Raw genomic sequence first — 23,930 nt, 5'->3', positions numbered from 1 at the left:
ATGAGTTCGATCTGCCCGCTCCCCCCAGCGGGGAAGGGCTGGATGATCGAATGGCACTTGCCGCGTTCGACGCGCGGAGGTTGGGATGTCCGTATGCCCCCAATCGAAACGGTTGCCTTCATCAGATTAGCGGACACCCTCAATAGTGCTTTGGTCCTGTCTTGATCGCGATGGCTGCCAGATCGCTTCCGATCGGGCGGAACTCCGATCGAGAACCTCTGACCGACGTCAGGTGCGTGACAACATGCTTTTAACTTTGAGGGCGTCGAGCGACCAACCGGTTTCATCGAAATCAACCCGACATCCCGATATCGGCGTGGCGACACTATTGACAGATTAGCAGACAATCTGTCATTCTATAGTTCACCGAGCGAGTTCTCGGAGCGTTTAAAAGACGGCAGTTACAATTCAGCAAGGCCCGGACATCGGATGTCCTGGCACGATTTGCTGCTGCCTAGAGGGAGGATCGGCATGACGAATGACGTCGCCGTAAGCATGACGGCCGTTGCCAAATCGTTTGGTGAAACGAAGGCTTTGAAGAAATGCGATTTTGTGGCCAGGGCAGGAGAGGTGCACGCGATCGTTGGCGAGAATGGCAGCGGCAAGAGCACCATGGCGAAGATCATGTCCGGCGTTATCGCTGCCGATGCAGGATCTGTGCTGATCCTTGGCAAGTCCATCACCTCGCCAGTCGATGCCAAAGAGGTTGGTCTCGCTACGATCTTCCAGGAAGTCCTTGTCGCGGATGAGGCAAGTGTCCTCGACAACCTTTTCGTGGGAAGCGAGGACCTGTTCTCGCTTCGGAAATCCTCCAAGGAACGTGAAAGCGTTGCGCAAAGCCTTCTGGACCGCCTGGTGGGAAAGCATGTCGATCTCCGGCAGAACGTCGGTGATCTTCCGCTCAGCATCAAGCAATGGATCGTTATCGCCCGGGCCGTTCTGAGGAAACCCAAGGTCTTGATCCTGGACGAGTCCTCGGCTGCACTCGATCTCGACGCGACCGTCCGCCTCCACGAAGAGATCGATCGGCTCCGGTCCGAGGGTTGCGCGGTAATCATCGTCACGCACCGCATCGCCGAGCTGGTCCGTATCGCCGATCGGGCGACGATACTGAGAGACGGTTTCACTGTCGGTGTCCTTGAAAAATCCGAGATCACCGAGGCCAACCTCCTGCGCATGATGACCCCTCAAGACCGCCAAATTTCCGCCGCTGCTTCAACGTCTGCACCGGGCCTGTCGGGTGATCGAAAGGAGGCTCTTTCCGTCCATGGCGCGCGCCCCCAGGAGGCATCGCAACCGTTCGACTTCGTCCTTCCGCAGGGATCTATCGTGGGCGTTGCGGGACTGGACGGCCAGGGCCAGGACGCCTTCGTGCGACTGGTCGCAAGGATTATCTCGCCGTTCGGAGGGGAGGTCCGGATCCTGAATAGGGAAAGCACCGGTCTCGTCAAAGTCAGCACGCTCGACGACGCGGCGAATAAGGGCATTGTGTACGTCTCCGGAGACCGGAAGCGGGAAGGAATTTTCCCGCAGCAGAGCATATTCGAGAACCTCGCCATCGGTATCTATCAGAAGAACCTCGGGCCGTTCGGTGTCATCAGGCGGAAAAAGCTGAAGCAGACGTTTGCTCGGGAAGTCGAACGGCTCCGCGTCAAGATCGGCCACCCGGACAACCGGATTACGTCCCTTTCCGGTGGTAACCAGCAGAAGGTCCTGATCGGTCGTGCCTTCGCCAATGATCCCAGAGTGATCGTTCTTAACGACCCTGCTCGGGGCGTGGACCTCAACACCAAACGCGACCTGTATCGCGAGCTTCGGCTGTTTGCTGAAGGTGGCGGCTCGGTAATCTACCTTTCGAGCGAGATCGAGGAGTTTCTTGGTTTCGCCGACCGTGTCGATGTCTTTCACAAAGGGAGCATCCATCGCTCCCTCGACGGCCCGGACATCAACGAAGAAACCATTCTCGCTGCAATGTTCGGCCGCTCGGTTGCCGACACCATGGAATTCTCCAAAGAGAGAAAGGCACACTGATGTCGCAACGTTTTGGATTTCCTGCGCTCGACAGGTCGCTGGCCGTACCGCTCGTTCTTTTCGGAGTGTTGCTCGTCGCCGCAGCCTTGCTGTCGCCGCGGCTGTTCACCGCAACCGGAATGGGCGGAGCAATCATCGTCGCAGCACCTTTGATCCTCACAACGCTCGCCCTGACACCGATCGTGATGGCAGGACGCGGTTCGGTTGATCTTTCCGTTGGCCCGTTGATGGGTTTCGTGAACGTCACCCTGATCGGCTGGCTCTCGGCAAGTGGTTACACGTCGCCACTCGCGGTAGTTTGCTGGGTGGTAGCAGTCGGCGCACTGTACCAGTTGCTGCAGGCGCTCATCATCATCTACGTCCGGGTCGCCCCCATCATCGTCACGCTTTCCAGCTTCCTCGTCCTTTCAGGCGTGAACCTCATGGTCATGTCAAGGCCCGGCGGCGTCGCGCCGGACTGGATGATGACGTGGGGAGCAGGAACCACGATCTTATCTCCGGTGCTGATTATCGTCCTGGGGGCGTTCGCTCTTTGGGCCGTTATGCGCCGGACCACCTTTTACTCCCACCTCCGCATGACAGGCGCCGACGAACGGATGGCCTACACGAGCGGAGTGAAAGTCGACACCGTACGTATCTGCGCCCATCTCCTCGGCGGCGTCTTCGTTGGCCTTGCCGCGCTCAGCTATACGGCATTGATCTCTTCGGGCGATCCTACCCAGGGAAGCAGCTACACGCTCCAGGCAGTTACCGCCCTGGTGCTCGGTGGCGCAAACCTGGCTGGCGGGAGAGGGGGGGCTTTGGGGTCGACGCTTGGTGCGCTGAACATGTTCCTCATCTCGTACCTGCTTTCCGCCTTCAGTTTCGGAAGCGTGACAGGGTTCGTGACGCAAATGGCTTTCGGCCTGATCCTCGTGGCATCGCTCCTCGTCAACGTATTCATGACGGCCCGGCGCCCGGCTTTCTAGGGAGGACTTGTAATGACTTTACTCGCAACGGAACAGACGATGAGCCAAACAGGACGATCGGTAAAGCTGCAGCGCAGCATCGTGATTGGCTTTGGTCTGCTTGCCGCACTTCTCGTGCTGGGTACGATCCTTGTTCCGGGGTTCATCTCGCCCCGTAACGCGCGTTCGATATTGCTGCTTGCCGCTTTCCTGGGGCTTGCATCGTTGGGACAGACGCTATGTGCCATGGTCGGCGCGCTTGATCTCTCCATTCCCTATGTCATCGGGGGAGCGAACATTCTCTTCCCAAGCCTGTTGGTCACCGGCATGCCTGCCTGGCTGGCCGTAATAGTGGTCGTTATCCTGGGAGCAGCAATCGGGGTGGCGAACGGCTTTTTGAGCTTCAGGCTGCAGGGCCAGGCTCTCATCATGTCCCTGGGGGTCGGCTTCGCATTTGTCGGTGCGGTACAGCTGTACACCTCCATCGGTTCCGACTATGGCGGCACGGTTTTCGCCCCCGTACCGAACTGGCTCCGGAATTTCGCCGCGTTCAACGGGAAGACCTTCGGGCTTTCCCTGCCGCCGGTGGTGCTGGTTTGGCTGCTCATAACGCTTGCGACCATCTGGGCTCTGTACAACACCTGGTTTGGCCGTTCCATCTACGCGGTTGGAGGCAGCAGGACTGCAGCGGCACGGCTTGGCATTTCCGAAACCAAGGTCTGGACTAGTATTCACGGTATCAGTGGAGCGATGTCGGCACTGACGGGCGTACTGCTGCTCGGGTTTTCCGGCGGCGGATTCGTTGGCGTCGGAGATCCATATCTCTTCACCACCGTTGCGGCCGTTGTGATCGGCGGCACCTCGTTGCTTGGAGGCGCAGGCGGATACGGGGCAACCGTTCTCGGGGTACTCGTATTGACAGTAATGACGTCCCTGCTGGTCGGGCTGGGCCTGAGTTTTGCCGCGCAACAGGCGATCGTGGGTCTGCTGATCGTGCCGATGGTGGCCGTCTACGCTCGTACCCCGCATATCCGCAACCAGATCTGATCGAAAGGCCGGCAAATTGAAGATTGTCGCGATAACCGGCAATGTCTCGCGCCCCTCGAAGACGCGGGCGCTCGGGGAATACGCACTCTCGAGCGTCCCGCCCGGGCACGCCCGGTACCTGTTTGACCTGGTCGATGTTCTCCCGGTTTTAGGAACCACCCTGTGGCGTTCGGAGGCTCCTGCTGGACTTGCGAACGTCCTTGACACAATCCAGTCTTCGGACGTCCTCGTCGTGGGGACACCGGTCTTCAAGTCCTCGATGACCGGTCTTCTCAAGCATCTTTTCGACCTCTTCGAAATGACAGCTCTGCAGGGGAAACCCGTATTGATATTCGCAACGGGTAAGGCCGAGGCCCATGGCGAGCACGTCGAGGCTCACCTGCGATCATTGATGGGCTTCTTCAAAGCCGAGGTTCGCGGTGACTTCATCTATGCGATGGACGGCGACTTTCCAGATTCGGCACCGTCTGCGGAACTCCGGGCGCGGGTCGACCGCGAACTCGCACGCACTCTGGGCCATGTTTAGTTCAAGGAGAAGACCATGAAGTTTGCTTCCATCGAGAGCGCGGTTAAAGCAATCGCCGCCGGAGAGATGATCATCGTCGTGGACGACGAAAACCGGGAAAACGAAGGCGACATCCTGGTTGCCGCGGACAAGGTGACGAACGATCATGTTGCCTTCATGATGCGTTATGCGCGCGGCCTGATCTGCGTTCCGATGACCGGGGACCGGCTAGACGAACTGGATATCCCCCTCATGGTGGAGCGTAACTCGGATTCCATGAAGACAGCGTTCACTGTCTCGGTGGACCTGATGCAAGGCGTATCGACCGGGATTTCCGCAGAAGACCGCGCCAAGACCATCAGGGCGCTCGCCGACGCATCGACGATGCCGGAGGACCTGTCCCGGCCAGGCCACATACTGCCTCTGAGGGCAAACCCATCTGGTGTTCTCGGACGCCCCGGCCATACGGAAGCCGCGGTGGATTTGGCTCGGCTGGCCGGGCTCGAGCCAGCGGGTGTCATCTGCGAAATCGCCAACGACGACGGCACTATGGCGCGTCTTCCGGAGCTCAGTGAATTCGCCGAGCGACATGGCCTCCTCATGGTGACCATCGAAGCCCTGATCGAATATTGCCGCGAGATCGACGAAAGCGGCCTTCGTGTCGATCACGCAGCCGCGGCGATGGCGATGTCCAATGTTTCGTATCTGACGAGCAGACGTTCCACCTGCCCGCAGAGGGAGAGCGGAACTCCTGCGTTGGTGGCCTCCGATACACCAGAAGAAAAGCGCGTTTTGAAGGTGCCGACGGGGGGAACGGACCTTGGGTTCGCTGTCCGATGATTGGGCATGACAAACCGTGATCCACTTGATCGCCGCCACCGCTTTCCTACTGAAATTATTGCCCAGGCGGTGTGGCTTTCTTTCCGTTTCGCTTTTGCGCCTGCGGATGGTCAAGGACATCTGGCCGGTCCTGCATTGTCTCGCACCAGACGATCCGCCTGTGGGCAGAGAAATTTGGTCGTACCTTCGCCATCAACAAGCTTCGATCCTACGATGCTGCAAACCGAGTGTTCATGCCGGGTGTAGCGCTTCGGCTCCATCCATGACGGGATTGCCCACCTGTTCCACAACCGCCCCTCGATGGCGATAGGCGGACCTCATGCTCGGATACCGTTTCGTGAAGGAAGTGATGAATGGAGAGTTTGAGAGTGTCCCCCTCTAAGATTGACCATTTCTCGCTCAAAGGCACCTGCAGCGAGGAACTCGCGGAAGCGCTTTCCAGGCTTTCCCCGCAATCACCAGTGCATATAGAGGGCGCTAAGACGATCGCCTACGATATACATGCGATCGCCAATGGCCCGATTGCAGTTATTGCCGCGCACTACGAGGGCGACCTCACGGTCCAGCACCGGGGACCGGCGGAGGCAAACATAGTCATGCTTCCACTATATGGCCAATCGGTCGTTACCGTGGACGGCAGACAAATCCCGTCAGAGGGAAGGCGTGGCGTTTTCGTGAACAGCATGTCGGCGAGTACAATCCAGTTCATTGGGCCCACGAAACATTTGGGTCTTAGGATCGCCCACGATGAACTGACGCGCCGCTTAGGACGTCGGCTCAATACGCCAATAAGAGGCAGCCTTAATTTTTCGCCAGAAATCGACCTGTCGGTCGGGTTCGGCTCTCTTTTGGTGCAACTTGTACCAGTGCTGTATGCTGGATTACGAGACGGAATCCTCCAACAATCACCGATAGCACTTAGTCACCTCACCGAAACGACGATGGAGCTTTTGATCGAAGCTGCGCAGCATCGCTACTCACCTGAGTTATGCCGCGCTGCTGAACCACCCTTACCCAAGGCCGTTAAACGGGCGGTCGACTATATGCGTGCCAATATTGCTCGGCCGCTATCTCTTGAGGAAATCGCAACGGCTTGTGGCGTAAGCCGACGCACTCTTCAGAACGGTTTTCGCAACTTCCGAAATACGACCCCTCTGGCATTTCTGCAGCACCTACGGTTGGAATCAGTGCATCAGGAACTGATGACAGGCGAGCCTAGCCTCTCGGTCACGCAGGTCGCTCTGAAATGGGGCTTCGTAAATAAAGGCAGGTTTTCTGCGGACTATCGCAAGCGCTATGGAGTACTTCCCTCGGAAACATTGCGTATATCATAGGCGCTCGGGGGATCATTGTCTCGCACCAGTCGATCCGCCTGTGGGCAGGGAAATTGGTCGTACCTTTTGCCAACGACATTCGCCGCCGCAGTTCCGGTCGGATCGGCGACAAGTGGCATCTAGGTGCTCAGACATAGCCACCGCCATACCAAGGCGGCCATGCGGGCCGCACATCAGCCCGCTGCTGATGCTTGTTTCCATTCCAATCGTGCCTGATCTACGGCACGCCAGAGCCAATGCTTCTTGCCACGGATCGAAACAACGGCCTCGAGGCCGAAGCATAAACGTCACGGAATTTGATGTTTCGATGTGAGGGACGAGGCCCCGTCAATTTCACGCCATTGGGCGCAAAATAAAATCCACTTTTATCCAATAATTCGAAAGACTTATCTAAAATCAGGTAAGATATATTATGGAACAATCGCCCTCGGGCAATTCCAAATACCGTCAATGCGCATGCTAAAATCGCTTTAAGTTCGGTCACAGCGAGCTATTTCGATTTTTCGAAAAGCGTCGTCGAGGGTCTGCACTCCGAGCAGCAACAAGGCATCGTTCAAGCAGCGCTCGATATCGTCTACTCTCCTGCCCTCTATTTGGGAAATCACAGCAATCGTCTTCCCTCGTGCCAGCCATCGCAAGGATGCCATCTGGAGAGGACAAAGGTTCCATGTTGTCATTGTCGAACTACCATCTCGTACTCGATCGAGGCGTTAGGAATTTAGTTGATACTCATAGACGGGAAGGCCAAAATTCCTTGCTTGAACTCAACTGACCACCGGCCAATCGGCTCTGGGTTGCGCTTCAGAGCGGTCGTGATCGGCAGACGGGGCATTGACTTTGACCGCCGGCTGTACAAGCTGGGTTCTAAGCTGAAGAATATCGTTTGCAGCCCCTGCGGCTAGACCTCGTCCTTAAGCGTCTCCTTCTGGGTAATGAGGCGAGCAGAGTGGTGGCCGAAGGTAAATGCCCAAAGCCAGCTTAGCGCGACCGCCATACGGCTCCTTGTTCCGATCAAAAAGTAGATGTGGGCAAGGCCCCAGATCCACCAGGCGATGGTGCCCTTGAGCCGCAGCCTGCCGAAATCGATCACCGCGGAGCTTGGTCCTATGGTCGCAAGATTGCCAAGATGCCTGTACTTGAAGGCAGGCGGCGCTGAGCGCTGGTTGAGGCGGGCCTTGATCATTTGGGCGACGTATTTTCCCTGCTGCTTTGCGGCAGGCGCGATACCAGGAACCAGCATTCCGTCGCCGGTCTTAACGCTAGCGGTATCGCCGACAACGAAGATGTCCGGGTGTTCGAAGACCGTGAGGTCGGGCTGCACGATAGCACGCCCCGCTCGATCGGTCTCCGCCCCCACCCACACGGCGGCCTTGGATGCTTGCACGCCCGCCGCCCATATGACCGTGCGGCTCGGGACAAACTCGTCCCCAATCAATATGCCTTCCTCGGTGCAGTCGGTCACGGGCCTTCCCGTGCGAACCTCGACGCCCATCGACGCAAGGGATCGCTCGGCGTATTGCGATAACGCCTCATGAAAAACAGGCAGAATACGCGGCCCTGCCTCTATAAGAAGAATGCGCGCCGAAGTCGTATCGATGTTTCTGAATTCCTCGACAAGCGTCCTTCGAGCCAGTTCGGCGATGATCCCGGCCATTTCGACGCCTGTCGGCCCGGCGCCGATTATCGAGAAGGTCAGCAGCCCCGCCCGCGCTTGGGGATCGGTTTCCAGCTCCGCTTTTTCGAACGCCAGGAGAAGGCGACGGCGGATCGTGGTGGCGTCTTCCAACGCCTTCAGTCCGGGCGCGAAGGGCTCCCATTCATCCCGGCCGAAATACGCGTGACGGGCCCCCGTTGCGAGAACAAGAGTATCGTAGGGAATGGCATGGCCGCCCTTGAGCGAGACGAGCCGCTTCTCGACATCGACGCCCACGACCTCGCCAAGAAGCGTCGTGACATCTTTCCTTCCACGGAATACTGCGCGAATGGGCCAGGCAATCTCGGAGGTCGCCAAGACGGTCGTGGCGACCTGATAGAGCAGCGGCTGGAACAGGTGATGATTGCGTCTGTCGATGATCGTGATCGAGAGGTTTGGACATTTGAGATCCTTGGCCAATTGGAGGCCGGCGAAACCGCCTCCCACGATGACAACTCGATGCTCCATTTCGTCCTCCCGCGAGCCTTTGGAAAAAACCCGCCTCGGATCAAGCGCGTCTTTCGGTGTTGCACGATCGCAAGCTCAGTCGCTGATGCGACTGCTCACAATGATGGAAGGGGGGCTTACCAGCAACGGAAGCAACGGTTCGAGAACACGCTTGACGTTCGGAGATTCTCCGTGACGCGCGGCTGCCTCCTCGTTTGCCCAACCATCGAGAATGAAGAACGTATTCGGCTCGTCGGAGCGCTGGTAGAGATTGTAGTAGAGGCAGCCCTCTTCCTCGCGGGCAGGGCCGACAAACTCCTGGAGCAGTGTGTTGACACGGTCCCGGTTACGCGTCGATGTTTTAAACTCAACAATGAGATGCTGTTCGTCGGACTTGCTCGATGGCATGTGGGAAGCTCCTAATTGAAGACGATGACGGGCTTGATCACGCGGCCAGCTTCGGCATCGGCGATGGCCTCGTTGATTTTCTCGAACGGATACTTTGTGATCAGCTTCTGGAACGGGAATAGGCCGGCCTGGTTCAGCTCGACCAGTTGGGGAATGAAGAGCTGGGGGATCTGGTCTCCGAGGATGGCACCCTGAATTTTCCGGTTGAAGACCATGAGGTCCAGCGGGATTGGAATATCCTTGCCGAGCGCGTCGAGCCCGAGGAGGACGACATGGCCCCCTGCCCGCGTGCATTTGATGGTATTCAGGATGACGGGAATGATACCCACGGCATCGATCGCAAAATCGGCACCGCCGCCCGTCAAGGCGTGGATCTGCTCCACGACGTCTGGGTCCCTGCCGTTGATAGCATGGGTCGCGCCCAACGTCTTGGCCATCGCCAAACGCTGCTCGTTCAGGTCGATGATGATGATCTTGCTGCACCGCCGGACCTTGGCGGCCATCACCGCAGCCATGCCCACTGCTCCGGCGCCGAACACGGCAATGGTTTGTCCGATCTCCGGCTTCATGGCGTTGATGACGGTACCTGCCCCCGTTGCCATGCCGCAACCGAGCGGGGCCGCATTCGTCAGGTCGAAATCCTTGGGAAGCTGCGCGGCGTTGTTCTCAGTCGCCAGGATGTGGGTCGCGAAGGATGACTGGCCGACAAAGTTGCTGCCGATGCCGACTTCATCACAAAGCAAGGCCTTTTTGCCGTTCGGACGAAGCCCCGTCAGATTGTACTGGGTGTAGTTCTGGCAGTTCATCGGGTGAGAGCGCCGGCAATCGCCGCAGAAGCCACATGAACTCTGGCTGAGCGCAACGTGGTCGCCCACCCTTAAACCCTGGACGTCCGCCCCGATGGCTTCGACGATGCCAACACCTTCATGTCCCGGTATGACCGGGGCGGGAGGCCCAAAAATCCCATCACGGAGCAACAGGTCCGTATGGCAGATGCCCGTGGCGACCGTTCGCACAAGAATTTCATTGCCTTCGGGATCCGCCAGCTCAAGTTCACGAAACTCCAGCGGAGCTTTCGGTTTTACGGCCACAGCCGCCGTTATCTTCACCATGCTTTTCTCCTGCATTCTCCCGCGTTGACACCGGGAATGACCTGTCTGGCATCCTGTGCGGGCTAGACGCGACCGACGCGTGCGCCGTAAATGATCGCCGCAAGAGCGATGATCCCGCCCTGGACGATAAGCTTGCCGGGCTCCTGGATGCCGAACACGGTCAACATCGCAAATAGGAAACTGAAGGCGACGACCGCCACGAAAGGCCCCGCGACGCCGCCGCGGTCGACGCCGAACGTCACCCCACCGAGAATCGTCGCGGCGAGAGCGTTCATGAAGGTGTCGAAGCCGGGCTTGATCGTTCCAACGGCCAGCGCAGACACCTGAACCAGGGCGGCGATGCCCGTCAGCGTGCCCGCCAACGTATGCGAGACAAAAATCGTTCGAGCCAGAGGTATGCCTGTTATCTCCGCCGCCCTCGGATTGTCGCCGACAGCGCGGAAGTAGCGCCCGAGGATCAGGAAGCGGAACGCTAGTGCGACGACCACGGAAATCCCGATCCAGACGATAACGGAGTAAGACAGGCCGCAGATGTTCCCGCTCGTCAGGACGCGAAGCCAGCTTGGTGTCGAACCCGGTGCACGGCCGGAACTCATGAACTGGACGATCCCGATGAGGATCGCCGATACGCTCAGCGTCGCGATGACCGCGGAGGCGCGGACATAGGCCACGAGGGCGCCGTTGATCAGACCGACGGCAAGGCCGATGACGATCGGCATCAGGACCGTGACGAAGGGCGGGTAACTGTTGAGGAGCCCGGAGCTGGCGAGATAGATCGAAAAAGCAAACACGCCACTGACCGAGAGATCAATCGAACGCACCCGCATGACAAGAGATTGCGCCAGCACCGCGATCCCGAGCGGCGCTGACTGTTTCAGGATCACGAACCAATAGTTCGGATTGATCAGCGTCGCACTTACCGCGGGGGCCAAAGCGATCAGGATTGCGAGCACGTAATATGCCGGGGGCAAGCCGAGCACCCAGGAAAGTGTGCGCTTGGCCGTGAGAGTGCGGGATGGCGTCTCAATTTTCGCATCTGCTGTGGTCATCGAGAGGTCCATCTCTTTCAAAGTCCGATCGTTTTGCGACGCTGCGAGACGACGAGTGCCAGCAGCAGAAGGCCCTTCACGACCGACTGGAGGAATGCCGAGACGTTGGCGAGGTTCATCACGTTGTTGACGATGCCGAGGATAGCCGCGCCGGCGACAGTGCCGAGGATGCTGCCTATACCGCCAGCTAGGTGAACACCCCCGAGCGCTGCTGCGGTAACGGATTCAATTCCGAAGGTGGCACCCCCCTTGGGATCGCCCGAGGCAAGGCGGCCCGCGAGGAACATCCCGGCAGCACAAGCAAATAGCGCCGACAGGATGTAGGCTTTGATGACTGTGCGCTCGACCGGGACGCCATTCATGCGGGCATTGAAATCGTTACCCCCCGAAGCGAACAGGTAAAGGCCAAACGGCCTGCGATAAAGCATCCAGGCAGCAACGACGGCGGCGGCGATCAGCCAGAGCAGCGAGTTCGGCACGGGCCCGACCGAACCCGCGACTGACGCCGACAGCCAATCAGGCACCTTCCCGCCGGGGATCGGGAGGATAATAAGCGCCAGTCCCTGGCCGATCCCCATGGTTGCCAGGGTCATGATGATCGGGTGGACGTTAAGCCTGGCTACGCCGTATCCGTTGGCCAGTCCGAATGCGATCGCAACCGCAATGCAAAGCACGACACGGACAACCTCTGGCATGTCGAGTGTCATGATCGTGGTCGTCACGCTGATGATCGAACCAACGGAAACGTCCAGGCCGCCCGTCAGGATCACAAAGGTCTGGCCGAGCGCAGAAATGACAAGAACAGTAGATTGGGCCAGCAGGTTCGACAGATTCTCCGGCGCCAGAAATTCTGGAAGCAGGATGACCGAGGCGACCACCAGCACGAATAGCGTCCCGATCGACAGCCGGATCGCACCCGCCCGGTAAGGAGTCTTCAGGAAGTTTGCGACGGTATTCATGTATCCTCCTCAATGAACAGCGGCGCGCGGATCGTGCGCGAAGTTCGAACCGAGTGCGGTTTCCAGGATGGTTTCCTCTGTGGCATCGAGCGCGGGCATCTGCCCGACGATCTTTTTGTCGTGAACGACCAGGATGTTGTCACACAGCCCGATCAGTTCGGCGTGCTCGCGCGACGAGACGATCACTGCACCGCCACGATCGGCAAAATCGCGAAGCAGCTTGTAGATTTCGGCTTTCGCGCCGACATCGACGCCCCGTGTCGGCTCCTCGATGACAAGGATATCGACCCCCGAAAGCAGCCAGCGGCCAAGAAGCACCTTTTGCTGGTTTCCGCCCGAAAGTTTGCCGACGGGCGAGGCGGGGTCGGCAGCCGCAACACGGAGAGACTTTATGACATCGTGAACCCTGGAGATGGAACGCCATGCAACGCTCGCCATATTCCGGTTCAACTGCTTGCCAAGTGCGATGTTGTCGCAGATCGGAAGCCGAAGAAACAGGCCTTCCTGCTTGCGGTCTTCAGGAATGAAACCAATGCCCGCTGAGATGGCACTCGAAAAGCCTGAGGATACGTTCACATCGATCATGCTGTCGTCGCGGCGACGCTGGACGCTCGCAGCTGCGGCGGGTTCGACCCCGACGACCGCACGCATGATTTCACGCTGCCCCTGGCCCTCCAGCCCGGCGAGCCCGATGATCTCGCCCGTGCGTACGGAAAAACCGACCGGCGGGCCATGGTCATTGAGACGAAGCCCTGCCACGTCGAGCATCGGCGATCCAATGGCCTGTGCCCTCGGCGGAAAGAAACTCTGAAGCTCGCGTCCAACCATGGTTGCCACAAGCGTTTGGAGATTGAAGTCTTCTGCCCTGGCTGTCTTTACCCAAGCCCCGTCCTTCATGACGGTGATGGTGTCGCACAGTTCGAACACCTCGTTCATCCGATGCGAGATGTAGACGACAGCCTTGCCTTGCGCCTTCAGATCGCGGATGACCTTGAAGAGATGAGCGACGTCCGTCGAGTTTAGTGCCGCGGTCGGTTCATCGAAAATGAAGACATCGGCATTGGATGTCAGGCCTTTGGCGATTTCCACTGCCTGCTGCTGGGCAACCGTCAGCGTTTCCACAATCGCCGTCGCGTCCAGTTGAGGGAAAACGTCGGCAAGCAGCTTGCGGGATCGCTCGACGACCTCGGCGGTGTCTATCGACCCATCGGCACGCCGCGGTTCGTGTCCAAGAAACATGTTTTCGGCGACCGTGAGATTGGGGATCAGGGTGAACTCCTGAAACACTGTCGACACCCCGGCGAGACGCGCTTCCTTGGGGGACCGGAAGGTCACCTCTTCTCCTCGCAGACGGATGCGTCCAGCGGTCTGTTGATAGACGCCGGCCAGAATTCGCATCAGCGTGGATTTTCCCGCCCCGTTCTCGCCCATCAACGCGTGGACGGAGCCGCGTTCAAGCGAAAATTGAACATTCGATAGGACTTTGGTCGCACCAAAGGACTTGTTGATGCTGACCATCTCGACAAGCATACTCATGAACACTTCCATCTGCGAGGGTGAAGAGGGCGCGCTTTGTCCGCGCCCTCCATGCGTCAGGCCTTGAAGTACTCGAGGAGCTTCTCATTCGGCATTTCTGTCGGGGCCCAGTAAGCGTCCGTGAGATCGGAGCGGTAAAACTGTGCAAGATTGTCGTCGACGATCGGCTTGGGCCGGTTGGTCCAGTTGCGCTGGATCGGCTTGCCTTCGAGAAGCGCGAAGGACGCACGCAGGGCTGCCGTCGAAAGAGCCGGAGGGCAAATGGGCCCAATCGAAGAGAGCTTTTCATCATTCCAACGACGCATCCATCCGTTCAGGGCTTCTCCCGTGATCGGTGGAATGGTGGAAGCCCCGGCTTCCTGCAGCGCGTCCAGGACCCCGAGCGACATATTTGCGCCGTCAGTCCAGACCCCGGCGACATCGGGATCAGAGAGATAGAGGCTTTCGGCGATCTTCTTTGAGTCCTCGTAGGACCAGCTGCCGTGCTGGGTTGAGGTGATTTGGAGACCGGATTTGCTGAAGACTTCCATCGCCCCGGCGTAACGATCAGCATCGATCGGATGCCCGGCGACGCCGCGCAGCACCCACACTTTTCCCTTGTTGCCTAGTTTGTCGACCAGGAACTGAGCCATCACCCGACCGAAGTAGAAGTCGTCGCCCTGGACCTGCACCGTGAAATCCTCGGTGTCGACGCGACCGAGATAGACGACCGTCGGAATGCCGGCGGCCTTTGCCTTCCTGATGCCTTCCACGGCCGAGCCTGTTGTAAGCGGCGCAATGATGATTGCATCGACTTTTTGTGCGATCAGATCTTCGATGTCGGCGACCTGTTTTGAGGCGTTGAGGTCGGCGCTTCGGAATTGATAGTCTGCGACACGGGCCTTGTTCCTGCTAATCTCGTATTCGGCTTCGAACGCGGTCTGATAGGTGTGCGTTGAACCGGCCAGGCCATAGTGGCTGTGACCGATCTTCCAGGGACCTGCCTTGGCGAACTTACCAGCTTCGACGACGGGGTTTTCCCCTTCGGACGGCCAAGTGTCGGGCAGCAGGGCGATCGTATCGTCTGCCCGCAGGATGCCCGGTATTCCGAACGCGCCCGCTGCAATCAAGGCACTGCCCGTCTGCAGGAATGTACGTCTTTTCATCAGAATTCTCCTCCTCTTGCCACCCAACGCGGCCATTTTGTCTGCGACCTGGAGCGCCGTTATCTTCCAGCCATCGCCGAATTCTCCCCAAACGGCAGATCGCATCATTATGAATAAGCAGACAATCTGTCAATAAACTATCTTGAATTTCGGGTTTTCGACGTGTCGTCTGTGTTATCACGCTGATTTAGTTATTCTTTTATTGTGGCTCGGTTCGATATAGCAATAAGACAAAGCAACCGTCCGTCACCTCACCCCACGAGCGCGCAACAGGAAACAGAGGAGACCGCGCCTCGCCGGCGAGGTTCATGAAAAGGAAGTTTGGCGCCATTATCGCTACCATTGCCTGGAAAATGGGGCTGCGAGGCGCAGGAAATACGGGCACTACCGTCAGCCGGAGCGTTCGATGAACGTCACGTCAGACTCAGTCAATCTGTCAAACAAGTTCCAGTTTTAAGACAGCCAACAATTCGGGCCAAGATCTAGATCGGCCGCATACCCTGAGGAAGCAATTGATATTACATCGCTTTGTTTCTTTACATGTCCGTGTAGCGCGCTGGCATTGGCCTCAGCGAGCATTTTCGTTCACTGAAGATAATTGACTGATTGTCTGCTAACGCCTACAAGTGGCGCGCACCGGCCGAGCGCGCACTTAAGGAGTCATTTTATGAAAGAAGCATACGCTGCAATTTCGCGCGAAAAGGCAAAGCCTCTTGTTCTGGAGTGCATCGGGATCGATCAACCTCGCCCCGACGAAATCCTCGTCCGGATCGTGGCGAGCGGTGTCTGCCACACCGACATGGTTGTTCGCGACCAAGGATATGACGTACCGCAGCCCGTGGTTCTCGGCCATGAAGGCTCCGGCGTCGTGGAAGTGGTCGGGGCCGATGTAAAAGGGCTTTCGCCCGGTGACCACGTGGCTCTAAGCTACGCATATTGCGGGAAATGCGAAAAGTGCCGGGGAGGCACGCCTTATTATTGTGAAGACTTTTTCGGCAGAAATTTCCGTGGCACCCGGCCGGATGGCAGTTGCCCGCTACATGATTCACACGGTACCCAGATCAGCGGGTGCTTCTTCGAGCAGTCTTCTTTCGCCACCTACGCCATCGCCAGCGAGCGCAATGCAGTCAAGGTTTCCAAAGATGTTCCGCTCGAACTCATGGGACCGCTGGGCTGCGGGCTGCAAACGGGCGCCGGAGCGGTTCTCAACTGCCTCAAGCCCCAACCGGGATCTTCCATTGCAGTGTTCGGCGCGGGTGCGGTCGGCATGGCAGCCGTAATGGCGGCGAAGATCGCCGGATGCTCGACCATCATCGTGATCGACCTTAACGATGAACGTCTCGAACTGGCGATTGAACTGGGTGCAACCCACATCATAAACGCCCGCAATGGGGATAGCGTCAAGGCAATCAGGGAAATCATTCCCGAAGGCGCAGACTTCAGTCTCGAATGCACGAGCTCGCCGAAGGTGTTTCGCCAAGCGGTCGATTGCCTCGGCACCCCAGGAACCTGTGGACTGGTCGGATCGTCCGCGCTCGGAACGGAAGGGATCGTCGATATCGGCAACTTTCTGTTCGGCCGTACGCTCGTCGGTGTGGTCGAAGGCCAGAGCATTCCCTCCAAATTCATACCCGAGCTCATCGAATACTGGCAGCAGGGACGGTTCCCGTTCGACAAGCTCGTCCAGTTCTACGATCTCAACCAGATCAACGAGGCAATGACCGATTCCGAGAGCGGCAAGGTCATCAAGCCAATCCTGCGCATGAAGCACTAAGCTCTCGTCACGAACATTGTCCAGAAGTCAGCCTCCCAAGGCAACGTCCGGCGGGGCCGTGGTCGTCACGGTCTCGCCCGGACACTCTGGAACGCAGGTGTGAGGCGCAGCACCGTTTCATCATTGCAACGCGACCAAGTCGCGGTAACGATAGTGGGCTCTTCCAGGTCAAATATTAGTCTGCTACGGCGCAATTTCTCGGCGATCTGTGACCGCCGCATCAGGGCCTTGCGGCAGTTGACGGCCGCAAGCCATTGCAGAATCTGCAAATGTGAAGTGAGGTTCAACTGATGCTGCCCTTGAGTAATCAGAGCACTGGGGCGGGCAGGCACGAGCGTCCCGACACGTGCGCCTTGCGTCAACGTGCCACCAGAAAAATGCCAGACAACCGGTGATGATCTTGCCAGCGAGTGGCCGGTGGCGCGCTGTCCTCGTCCCGTCGAAAAATACCTACGAAACTATCGAGATGGGTCATCAGACGTTGCGTCAACGCGAGCCTTAAGCAGACAGACCCAGCACAAAGGTGAGTCTAGCGCCTGCCTCTCTCCGCACGTTCCGACGTTCCATTGCCGTTCTGCCCTCGACGTTCGCCTGGGCAGCGTGATCGGCCGGGTCCTGCTCGCGGTCGACCGCCTCTTTTTGAAGGCTGCCGGCGCGGTCTTGACCAAGAGTTTCCCCGCCTACTGCAGAATGTGTCATCGGGCCTCCGTGACCAGCTCAAACATTGCGGGTGGCGAGCCTTAAGACGCGCCACCAACCGTTGGACTACGACTGTATGCCGCCCATGCAGACGTATTTCATGGAAAGGAAGTCATCCATGCCGTATTTTGAGCCCTCGCGGCCGAACCCCGACTGCTTGACGCCGCCGAACGGTGCGACCTCCGTCGAGATCAGGCCGGTGTTGACGCCGACCATCCCGTACTCCAGGGCCTCCGTAACCTTCCAGACATTTCGAAGGTCGTTGGCGTAGAAGTAGGCAGCGAGACCGAACTCGGTGTCGTTGGCCAGTTCAATGACCTCGTCTGTCGTTTCGAACCTGAAGACCGGGGCGAGCGGCGCAAAGGTCTCCTCTCGTGCGACCTTCATTTCCTTTGTGGCTTCCGAGAGAAGCGTCGGCTGGACGAAGGTGCCACCACGCTCGTCCCTTGCGCCGCCGACAACGACCTTCGCACCCTTACCGACAGCGTCATCGATGTGGCTGTAGAGCTTCGCTACTGCATCCTCGTTGATCAGCGGACCGATGGTGGCTCCATCCTCGAACCCGTCAAGGACCTTGAGCGCGGAAACCCGCGCCGCCAGTTTTTCTATGAAGCGGTCGTAAACCCCGCTCTGGACGTAGAGACGGTTGGCGCAAACGCAGGTCTGGCCGGCATTGCGGAACTTGGACAGCATCGCTCCTTCCACGGCCTCGTCGAGGTCGGCATCGTCGAAGACGATGAAGGGAGCGTTGCCGCCGAGTTCGAGGCTGAGCTTCATGATCTTTTGTGCGCCCTGCGCCATCAGGATGCGCCCGACCTCGGTAGACCCTGTGAAGGTCAGCTTCTTGACGACGGGGTTCGAGCAGACTTCTTCACCGAACATCCGGGCGTTGTCTGTCGGCAGGACGCTGAACAGGCCGCCGGGTATTCCCGCACGCTCAGCGAGGATGGCAAGAGCAAGGGCCGACAATGGGGTTTCGGCGGCCGGCTTGAAGATGATGGCGCAGCCGGATGCCAGCGCCGGGGCGATCTTGCGGCAGACCATGGCGGAAGGAAAGTTCCAGGGCGCGATGGCCGCCACCACGCCGACGGGCTGTTTGATGACTATTAGGCGCTTGTCGGCCTGATGCCCCGGAATGGTGTCCCCGTAAACACGCTTGGCTTCTTCCCCGAACCATTCAATGTAGGAAGCGCCGTAGGCGATCTCGCCGCGTGCCTCGGCCAGAGGCTTGCCCATCTCGGACGTCAGGATGATCGCGAGGTCCTCGGTGTTGGCCGTGACGAGGTCGAAGAACTTCCGCATGACGCCGGCACGTTCCTTGCCCGATCGTGCGGCCCACTTTTTCTGGGCGAGTTTGGCGACGTCGATGGCTTCGCGGACGTCCTGGAGTCCTGCGCTCGGGAGGCTCGCAATCACGTCCCCAGTCGAGGGATTGTGGACCTGGATCGTCTTGCCGCTCGCGCCCTCTTTTCGCCAGTCGCCTCCTACCAGCATTTCCTCGCGTACCAGGGAGGGGTCTTTCAGGCGATCCAGTAGAGCGGTGGAGATAGCCATTGATATTCCTTTCGATGCAACGTTCAAATCTGATTACGGATGTGTGGTGAGCGGGCGTAGATCGCGACCATGGGGACGATCAGCAGCCCTACGACGGCCTGTTGTGCCGGGAAACTGAGCCCCAGGCCGACGAGAAGAGAGGTCAGGACAGTAAGCACGAGGACGCCGAGGACCGTCGCTCCATACCCGCCGGCACCACCTAGAAGAGATGTTCCGCCGATAACGACCGCCGCCACGGTGGTGAACAGATAGGGATCACCGACCCCGACGAAACCGCCGCCGGAGAAACCGAGGAGCAGCATTCCGGTGAGTGCCGACATCGCCCCGCTGACGCTGTGGATCACTGTCCAGATCTTGAATTCCGAGATTCCGAGGCGGGCGGCGGCCGTGCGGCTCCCGCCAACAGCATAGAGGCTCCGGCCAAACCAGGTGTTGTGCATTATCCAGCCCAGGGCGACGGCGATGAAAGCCCATATGACGATAACCGGTGGAAACGGCAGACCGAAGAACTTGCCGTTGAACGCCGAAAGGTTGCGAAGCCATCCGGGGACGGGCGCAAAGACGGTACCGCCGAACTGCGATCCGAGCGAGGTGTAGATCTGGACCGCCCCGACGGCCGCGAAACCCAGGCCGAGCGACATAATCAGCGCCTGACCCTGCAGCCGGAAGCTGAGGGCGCCGTTGCAAGCCCCGACCAAAGTGCCAAGGACGAGCACGACGATCATGGCGACGGGCGCCGGAAGACCCGCCACCATGAGGCTTGGAAGCAGGATATTGGCGCCACCGATGATGTATGGGATGGAAAGATCCAGCGCTCCAACGAGCGCGCAGAGCGTCTGCCCGACAGACGCCAGCCCCAGGAAGGCGGCGAGCAGGAGGATCGATCGCGCGTTCTGCGGCGACACGAAGCCCGGCACGAGCAGCGCTCCAAGAATGAGCAGACATGCAAGGAGACAAAAGCCGATCGAAATACTCTTGTGCTTGCGCAAAGGGCTGGCGCCACGGGCCGCGCCGATTTCTGTGTTCAAGACAGTGGAGATCATTTCCTTACTCCCTCACGCGACAGTGCGGCGGCTGATGACGAAGACGTTCACGAGAAGTGATCCAACGAGGATCAGGCCAAAGGCCATTTGCGTAACGAAGCCCGAAACCGTACCGAAGTTGAAAGTGGACAGAAGATACGAGATGAGGAACATGTTGATCGCGCCGAGCGTCGAGCCGAGCGCACCGCCGCGCCCCCCGGAGAGACTGGCGCCGCCAAGGACCAGCGCCGTGACCGCTTGCAGCGTGTAGGTGCTGCCCTGGGTCGGGTCGCCGGATGAGATCAGCGCGGTGTAGCTCAATGCGGCGAGCCCAGCAAAAACGCCGCCGACCATATGGGCGATGATGCGCACGACGTCGACCTGCACACCGCTGGTATAGGCCATCCGCTCGTCAGCGCCTGTCATCCGCAGGTTGCGGTAAAACATCGTGCCCCTCAGGACGCCCCAGATTGCGAAAGCGCCGAGCAGAAGCAACAGGACAGGCGAAAATACGCTCGTTCCCGCGCCCCAGCTTAGCATCCAGTCTGGAGCGACACCGCCGGGACGCGACATGACCATCAGGTTGACGCCCGACAGAACGAGGAAACCGGAGAGCGTGACGATGATGGGCGCGACGCGCACGTAGATGATCACGAGCGCTTGCACCAACTGGAACGCCGCTCCCAATCCCACCGCCCAGGCAATGATGGCCACAGGGTGCGTGATGCCGTTGCCGACCAGCCACGTAATGAGCGTGACGTTGACGAAGCCCATCAGCGGTCCGACGGAAAGGTCCACGGCTCCGCGGCCCGCCATGACGATCGGTGTTATCGCGAGCGCGGTGAGGATCAGCGGCGTTGCAACCAGAATGGCTCCGGCCAGACCATTGTTCGTGAACAGACCTTGGCCACGGAAGGCGACGGCGCAAAGTAGGACAAGGAAAAGCCCGGCCGGAACGTACAGCGAGCGGTCCTGCGTGACTTGACGGAAAGCGGTTGCAGACATCATGCGGTCCTTTCCAGATCGAAATCAACGGAAGCGTCCCGGGCTTTCCCGAACATAGCGGCGAGGATTGGTGCCTCGGCGATTTCCTCGCCGGTCAGGGATCGAAACAACGTTCCCCCGAAGAACACGTCGACGCGATCGGCAAACCCGATGAACTCCTCGATCTCAGTCGACAGGTAGATGACACTGCCGCCTTTTTCAGCAAACAGGCGGAGTTCGCGGTAGAGGTCGCGCTTGGTGCCGAGATCGACGCCGCGGGCGGGGTCATTCAGGAGGATGACTTGGGGATCGTTTGCGAAGGCGCGCCCGATGAGCACCTTCTGTTGGTTGCCACCCGACAGTGAGGTGATCCTGTTCGACGGGCTGCCGATCTTGATGCGCAGACGATCCACTTCGCGCTTGAACATCGGTTTCAGCGTGGGCTTGCGGATCACACCCAGGGGGCCGAGCTTCTTCCTGTAGACACCGATGGCGAGGTTTTCGAAGATGCTTTGTTGCGGGAAAATACCCTCGCGCTTGCGGTCCCCGGAGACGTAGGAAACACCGAGGTTTGCGGCATCGTCGAGCGATCGCAGCGGGACCATCTTGTCCGTATCCACCGAGCGGACCTTCACCTCGCCACCGAACGGCTGGATGATGCCGGCCAAGGCGCGGATAAAAGCCTCCTGCCCCTGCCCATCAAGCCCGGCCACGCCGACGATGCTCCCCTTGGGAAGGTCGAAATCGAACAGGCGCGCCGACCGGTGCGCGGCGAGACCAGTCGCAGTTAGTATTAGAGGGGCCGAGAGCGCCTTCTTTCGGGAGGCGTATTCTGTCGCATCGCTGGCGCGCCGATCTGCCGGCGTCATCATGGACAGCAGGTTTTCCTCGGTAATCTCGTCCTTTCCGAGCGTACCGACAGTTATCCCATCACGCAGGATCGTCGCACGGTCGGCGATACGCACGAGTTCCGCGATCCGGTGGGTGACGATGAGGATCGTCGCGCCCTCGGCACGAAGGCGGTCGATTTCCGCATGGAGCCGGAGGGTCGAGTCGAGGTCGAGCGCGGCCGAAGATTCGTCGAGAATCAGCACCTGCGGCTTGCGAAGGATAGCCCGGGCGATGACGATCCACTGTTTGATGCTGAGTGGGAGGCTGCCTGCCAGCTGATCGAGGTCTACGGATTTTCCGACGAGCCGCGCCACGATTTCAGCCGCTTCTGTCCGCCGATCGCCGGTCGACTGCGAACGAAAGACACCGTCACGACCGACATAGAGGTTCTCGAACACGCTGGCCTCGTCGGCAACCAGTACTTCCTGGAAGATGGTGGTCAGGCCGACCCGCTTGGCGTCGACGGGCGAGGCAACCTTTTCACCCAGGATCGTGACTTTGCCTGCGTCCGGGTGCAAAACGCCCGACATGATCTTGGCCATCGTGCTCTTGCCGCTGCCGTTCTCGCCGACGATGGCGTGCACCTCTCCGGCGCGGGCCTCGAAGTCGCACTTCTTGAGTGCCCTCGTCTCCCCGAACGCCTTGGCGACATCTATCATTCTGACTGTTATCTCGCTGCCCATCGCAGACCTCCCACCCGCAACGTCCGCCAAGGCGGCTTTTACGATCATCCAAGGTCCCGCCCGGCGGTTAAGCCACCGGGCGGATCCGGCTTACTGGGCTACCGGCTTCCAGGGATCGGCAGGACGCTCGAAGTACTGGTCGGCAATCGCACTTGGGAACCATCCGTCCGCCTTCGGTTCGACGAAATCAGTCGAGTTCAAATCGCAATCCTCGGGGATCGCAGCGCGAACGTCATCGATTGTGAACGGCAGGACTGGGCGCAGGAAGGACTGCACCTTTGGCCCCTGCCCTTCGAGCGTGCGAAGCATGATCTCCCACATCTGCTGCATCTCGCGGCGCGGCGGCCAGATATGGAAGCCGGCATCGATCCATTCCGGATTCTTGCGCCAGTAACATGCCGCCGAAGCCTCGCCGCCCAGCGTAATCGGCACCATGTCGCGGCCCGACTGGAGCATGGCGTTCAACACGCCGTTCTCCTGCGCGCCCTGTGTCAGTATACCGTCAATCTGGATGGGGTTCGTCGCCAAAAATTTCTGCACCTCGACCTGTGCTACCTGGTCGGTCCACTTGCCAGCCACTTCGCCGACAATCTTGATGTCGGGATACTTTGCCAGCGCGTCTTTGGCGGCCTTGTCGAAGCTGTCGGATGAGGCGAAGCCAGGGATGCCCGACACGAGAAGCACGTTGCCTTTCTTGCCGATCTTGTCTGCGAGCCAGATCGCCATCTCGCCGCCGCCCTGCGCGTGATTGGCAGCACCGTTGATCGCGTAAGGCGACGTCACGTATCCCGAAAACGAGAAGACAGGAACGCCTGCCTTATAGGCGTACTCGATCGTCTGATTGAGAGCGGTGACGTTCGAGCAGCAGATGATGATGGCATCAACACCATCATCAACCATCTGGCGCATCTGCTGAATCTGGACGGCGTCCTTGAGGTCGGACTGAGTGACCACGACTTCAGATACGAGCCCCGCTTTTTTGGAGCGCGGCAGGAGGTCATTCATGACGGCATCGAGGGCCGCTGCGCGCCACGTATTGCCGGCATAGCTACTGGCGTAGCCGATCTTCCAGGGCGGTCCCTTCTTCGGTTTGAAATCCTTGTAGGCACTCGCTCCGAGCGGAACCTGCGGGTCGACGACCTCGTAGATTTTCTTCTCGTTGGCGGGGAGCTGGTCGACGCCGTCAGCCCAGGCCGTGGTCGTCAGGGCGCTGACCGCGATCAGCGCCCCCATGGTTCCGGTTAAACTCCGTCTCATTGGATGCTCCTCC

General features: G+C 59.2%; 19 protein-coding genes and 2 pseudogenes. 9 read left to right on the top strand and 12 right to left on the bottom strand.

Translation table 11 applies throughout. From position 1 onward, the window contains the following. Positions 1 to 471: 471 nt before the first annotated feature. From ACZ9DP_RS00625 to ACZ9DP_RS00590, 8 genes and pseudogenes are all read left to right on the top strand, one after another. Positions 472 to 2,031: a sugar ABC transporter ATP-binding protein gene (locus tag ACZ9DP_RS00625; RefSeq protein WP_097607825.1), complete on the top strand. Its 1,560-nt coding sequence runs from the start codon at positions 472 to 474 to the stop codon at positions 2,029 to 2,031. After that, on the top strand, positions 2,031 to 2,999 hold the full coding sequence (locus ACZ9DP_RS00620; RefSeq protein ID WP_476199696.1) for an ABC transporter permease: 969 nt from the start codon (positions 2,031 to 2,033) through the stop codon (positions 2,997 to 2,999). Before ACZ9DP_RS00625 ends, ACZ9DP_RS00620 begins: the two co-directional genes overlap by 1 nt. 12 nt (positions 3,000 to 3,011) lie before the next feature. Next, a complete protein-coding gene (locus tag ACZ9DP_RS00615) occupies positions 3,012 to 4,025 on the top strand; it encodes an ABC transporter permease (protein WP_004130109.1) in 1,014 nt (337 codons plus the stop codon). Positions 4,026 to 4,041: 16 nt separating this feature from the next. Next, positions 4,042 to 4,551, top strand: a complete 510-nt coding sequence (locus tag ACZ9DP_RS00610; RefSeq protein WP_168318602.1) for an NADPH-dependent FMN reductase — start codon at positions 4,042 to 4,044, stop codon at positions 4,549 to 4,551. Between the two features lie 15 nt (positions 4,552 to 4,566). Next, entirely contained in the window at positions 4,567 to 5,370 is an 804-nt protein-coding gene (ribB, locus tag ACZ9DP_RS00605) for a 3,4-dihydroxy-2-butanone-4-phosphate synthase (protein WP_476199693.1), read from the top strand. Positions 5,371 to 5,376: 6 nt separating this feature from the next. Continuing rightward, positions 5,377 to 5,576, top strand: a pseudogene (locus tag ACZ9DP_RS00600) (IS6 family transposase); the annotation flags it as partial. Positions 5,577 to 5,723: 147 nt separating this feature from the next. After that, positions 5,724 to 6,704, top strand: a complete 981-nt coding sequence (locus ACZ9DP_RS00595) for an AraC family transcriptional regulator (RefSeq protein ID WP_245425017.1) — start codon at positions 5,724 to 5,726, stop codon at positions 6,702 to 6,704. Next, positions 6,704 to 6,826: pseudogene (locus tag ACZ9DP_RS00590) on the top strand (IS6 family transposase); the annotation flags it as partial. The gene ACZ9DP_RS00595 and the pseudogene ACZ9DP_RS00590, both read left to right, overlap by 1 nt. A 776-nt stretch (positions 6,827 to 7,602) precedes the next feature. Here the strand turns inward: ACZ9DP_RS00590 and ACZ9DP_RS00585 are convergent. The 7 genes from ACZ9DP_RS00585 to ACZ9DP_RS00555 all read right to left on the bottom strand — a co-directional run bounded on the left by ACZ9DP_RS00585 (position 7,603) and on the right by ACZ9DP_RS00555 (position 15,053). Beyond that, entirely contained in the window at positions 7,603 to 8,865 is a 1,263-nt protein-coding gene (locus ACZ9DP_RS00585; protein ID WP_476199691.1) for an NAD(P)/FAD-dependent oxidoreductase, read from the bottom strand. Positions 8,866 to 8,940: 75 nt separating this feature from the next. Then, positions 8,941 to 9,252 carry a putative quinol monooxygenase gene (locus ACZ9DP_RS00580; protein WP_015341900.1) on the bottom strand — a complete coding sequence of 104 codons (312 nt, stop codon included), beginning with the start codon at positions 9,250 to 9,252 and terminating at the stop codon, positions 8,941 to 8,943. Positions 9,253 to 9,263: 11 nt separating this feature from the next. Continuing rightward, positions 9,264 to 10,364, bottom strand: a complete 1,101-nt coding sequence (locus ACZ9DP_RS00575; protein ID WP_015341899.1) for an NAD(P)-dependent alcohol dehydrogenase — start codon at positions 10,362 to 10,364, stop codon at positions 9,264 to 9,266. A 62-nt stretch (positions 10,365 to 10,426) separates the two neighbouring features. Next, positions 10,427 to 11,425 carry an ABC transporter permease gene (locus ACZ9DP_RS00570; protein ID WP_476199726.1) on the bottom strand — a complete coding sequence of 333 codons (999 nt, stop codon included), beginning with the start codon at positions 11,423 to 11,425 and terminating at the stop codon, positions 10,427 to 10,429. A 5-nt stretch (positions 11,426 to 11,430) separates the two neighbouring features. Further along, entirely contained in the window at positions 11,431 to 12,372 is a 942-nt protein-coding gene (locus ACZ9DP_RS00565) for an ABC transporter permease (RefSeq protein WP_476199689.1), read from the bottom strand. 9 nt (positions 12,373 to 12,381) lie between these two features. Further along, the gene (locus tag ACZ9DP_RS00560; protein ID WP_476199688.1) at positions 12,382 to 13,908 is read right to left on the bottom strand and encodes a sugar ABC transporter ATP-binding protein; all 1,527 of its coding nucleotides are present in this window, start codon (positions 13,906 to 13,908) and stop codon (positions 12,382 to 12,384) included. 56 nt (positions 13,909 to 13,964) lie between these two features. Beyond that, positions 13,965 to 15,053 carry an ABC transporter substrate-binding protein gene (locus tag ACZ9DP_RS00555; protein WP_168318666.1) on the bottom strand — a complete coding sequence of 363 codons (1,089 nt, stop codon included), beginning with the start codon at positions 15,051 to 15,053 and terminating at the stop codon, positions 13,965 to 13,967. A gap of 667 nt (positions 15,054 to 15,720) precedes the next feature. Here ACZ9DP_RS00555 and ACZ9DP_RS00550 point away from each other — a divergent pair. Then, positions 15,721 to 16,827, top strand: a complete 1,107-nt coding sequence (locus tag ACZ9DP_RS00550) for an NAD(P)-dependent alcohol dehydrogenase (protein WP_168318665.1) — start codon at positions 15,721 to 15,723, stop codon at positions 16,825 to 16,827. 765 nt (positions 16,828 to 17,592) lie between these two features. Here ACZ9DP_RS00550 and ACZ9DP_RS00545 read toward each other — a convergent pair. The 5 genes from ACZ9DP_RS00545 to ACZ9DP_RS00525 all read right to left on the bottom strand — a co-directional run bounded on the left by ACZ9DP_RS00545 (position 17,593) and on the right by ACZ9DP_RS00525 (position 23,917). Continuing rightward, positions 17,593 to 19,080: an NAD-dependent succinate-semialdehyde dehydrogenase gene (locus tag ACZ9DP_RS00545; RefSeq protein WP_015341893.1), complete on the bottom strand. Its 1,488-nt coding sequence runs from the start codon at positions 19,078 to 19,080 to the stop codon at positions 17,593 to 17,595. Positions 19,081 to 19,103: 23 nt separating this feature from the next. Continuing rightward, positions 19,104 to 20,123: an ABC transporter permease gene (locus tag ACZ9DP_RS00540; RefSeq protein WP_004129685.1), complete on the bottom strand. Its 1,020-nt coding sequence runs from the start codon at positions 20,121 to 20,123 to the stop codon at positions 19,104 to 19,106. A gap of 12 nt (positions 20,124 to 20,135) precedes the next feature. Next, entirely contained in the window at positions 20,136 to 21,110 is a 975-nt protein-coding gene (locus tag ACZ9DP_RS00535; RefSeq protein ID WP_015341892.1) for an ABC transporter permease, read from the bottom strand. Further along, positions 21,107 to 22,660: a sugar ABC transporter ATP-binding protein gene (locus ACZ9DP_RS00530; protein WP_476199687.1), complete on the bottom strand. Its 1,554-nt coding sequence runs from the start codon at positions 22,658 to 22,660 to the stop codon at positions 21,107 to 21,109. The genes ACZ9DP_RS00535 and ACZ9DP_RS00530 overlap by 4 nt, the downstream gene beginning before the upstream one ends. Positions 22,661 to 22,750: 90 nt before the next feature. Further along, complete coding sequence (locus tag ACZ9DP_RS00525) at positions 22,751 to 23,917, bottom strand: ABC transporter substrate-binding protein (protein WP_015341890.1); 1,167 nt, start codon at positions 23,915 to 23,917, stop codon at positions 22,751 to 22,753. Positions 23,918 to 23,930: the final 13 nt, after the last annotated feature.

Source organism: Rhizobium sp. USDA 4016 (assembly GCF_056279705.1).
The sequence above is the reverse complement of the archived record's forward strand: the minus strand, read 5'-3'. Positions and strand labels throughout refer to the sequence as shown.

Bases quoted from the DNA above. Each gene is read 5' to 3' on its own strand.
- ACZ9DP_RS00625 (WP_097607825.1), top strand. From the start codon at position 472: ATGACGAATGACGTCGCCGTAAGCATGACGGCCGTTGCCAAATCGTTT.
- ACZ9DP_RS00620 (WP_476199696.1), top strand. From the start codon at position 2,031: ATGTCGCAACGTTTTGGATTTCCTGCGCTCGACAGGTCGCTGGCCGTA.
- ACZ9DP_RS00615 (WP_004130109.1), top strand. From the start codon at position 3,012: ATGACTTTACTCGCAACGGAACAGACGATGAGCCAAACAGGACGATCG.
- ribB (WP_476199693.1), top strand. From the start codon at position 4,567: ATGAAGTTTGCTTCCATCGAGAGCGCGGTTAAAGCAATCGCCGCCGGA.
- ACZ9DP_RS00595 (WP_245425017.1), top strand. From the start codon at position 5,724: ATGGAGAGTTTGAGAGTGTCCCCCTCTAAGATTGACCATTTCTCGCTC.
- ACZ9DP_RS00585 (WP_476199691.1), bottom strand. From the start codon at position 8,865: ATGGAGCATCGAGTTGTCATCGTGGGAGGCGGTTTCGCCGGCCTCCAA.
- ACZ9DP_RS00580 (WP_015341900.1), bottom strand. From the start codon at position 9,252: ATGCCATCGAGCAAGTCCGACGAACAGCATCTCATTGTTGAGTTTAAA.
- ACZ9DP_RS00575 (WP_015341899.1), bottom strand. From the start codon at position 10,364: ATGGTGAAGATAACGGCGGCTGTGGCCGTAAAACCGAAAGCTCCGCTG.
- ACZ9DP_RS00570 (WP_476199726.1), bottom strand. From the start codon at position 11,425: ATGGACCTCTCGATGACCACAGCAGATGCGAAAATTGAGACGCCATCC.
- ACZ9DP_RS00565 (WP_476199689.1), bottom strand. From the start codon at position 12,372: ATGAATACCGTCGCAAACTTCCTGAAGACTCCTTACCGGGCGGGTGCG.
- ACZ9DP_RS00560 (WP_476199688.1), bottom strand. From the start codon at position 13,908: ATGAGTATGCTTGTCGAGATGGTCAGCATCAACAAGTCCTTTGGTGCG.
- ACZ9DP_RS00555 (WP_168318666.1), bottom strand. From the start codon at position 15,053: ATGAAAAGACGTACATTCCTGCAGACGGGCAGTGCCTTGATTGCAGCG.
- ACZ9DP_RS00550 (WP_168318665.1), top strand. From the start codon at position 15,721: ATGAAAGAAGCATACGCTGCAATTTCGCGCGAAAAGGCAAAGCCTCTT.
- ACZ9DP_RS00545 (WP_015341893.1), bottom strand. From the start codon at position 19,080: ATGGCTATCTCCACCGCTCTACTGGATCGCCTGAAAGACCCCTCCCTG.
- ACZ9DP_RS00540 (WP_004129685.1), bottom strand. From the start codon at position 20,123: ATGATCTCCACTGTCTTGAACACAGAAATCGGCGCGGCCCGTGGCGCC.
- ACZ9DP_RS00535 (WP_015341892.1), bottom strand. From the start codon at position 21,110: ATGATGTCTGCAACCGCTTTCCGTCAAGTCACGCAGGACCGCTCGCTG.
- ACZ9DP_RS00530 (WP_476199687.1), bottom strand. From the start codon at position 22,660: ATGGGCAGCGAGATAACAGTCAGAATGATAGATGTCGCCAAGGCGTTC.
- ACZ9DP_RS00525 (WP_015341890.1), bottom strand. From the start codon at position 23,917: ATGAGACGGAGTTTAACCGGAACCATGGGGGCGCTGATCGCGGTCAGC.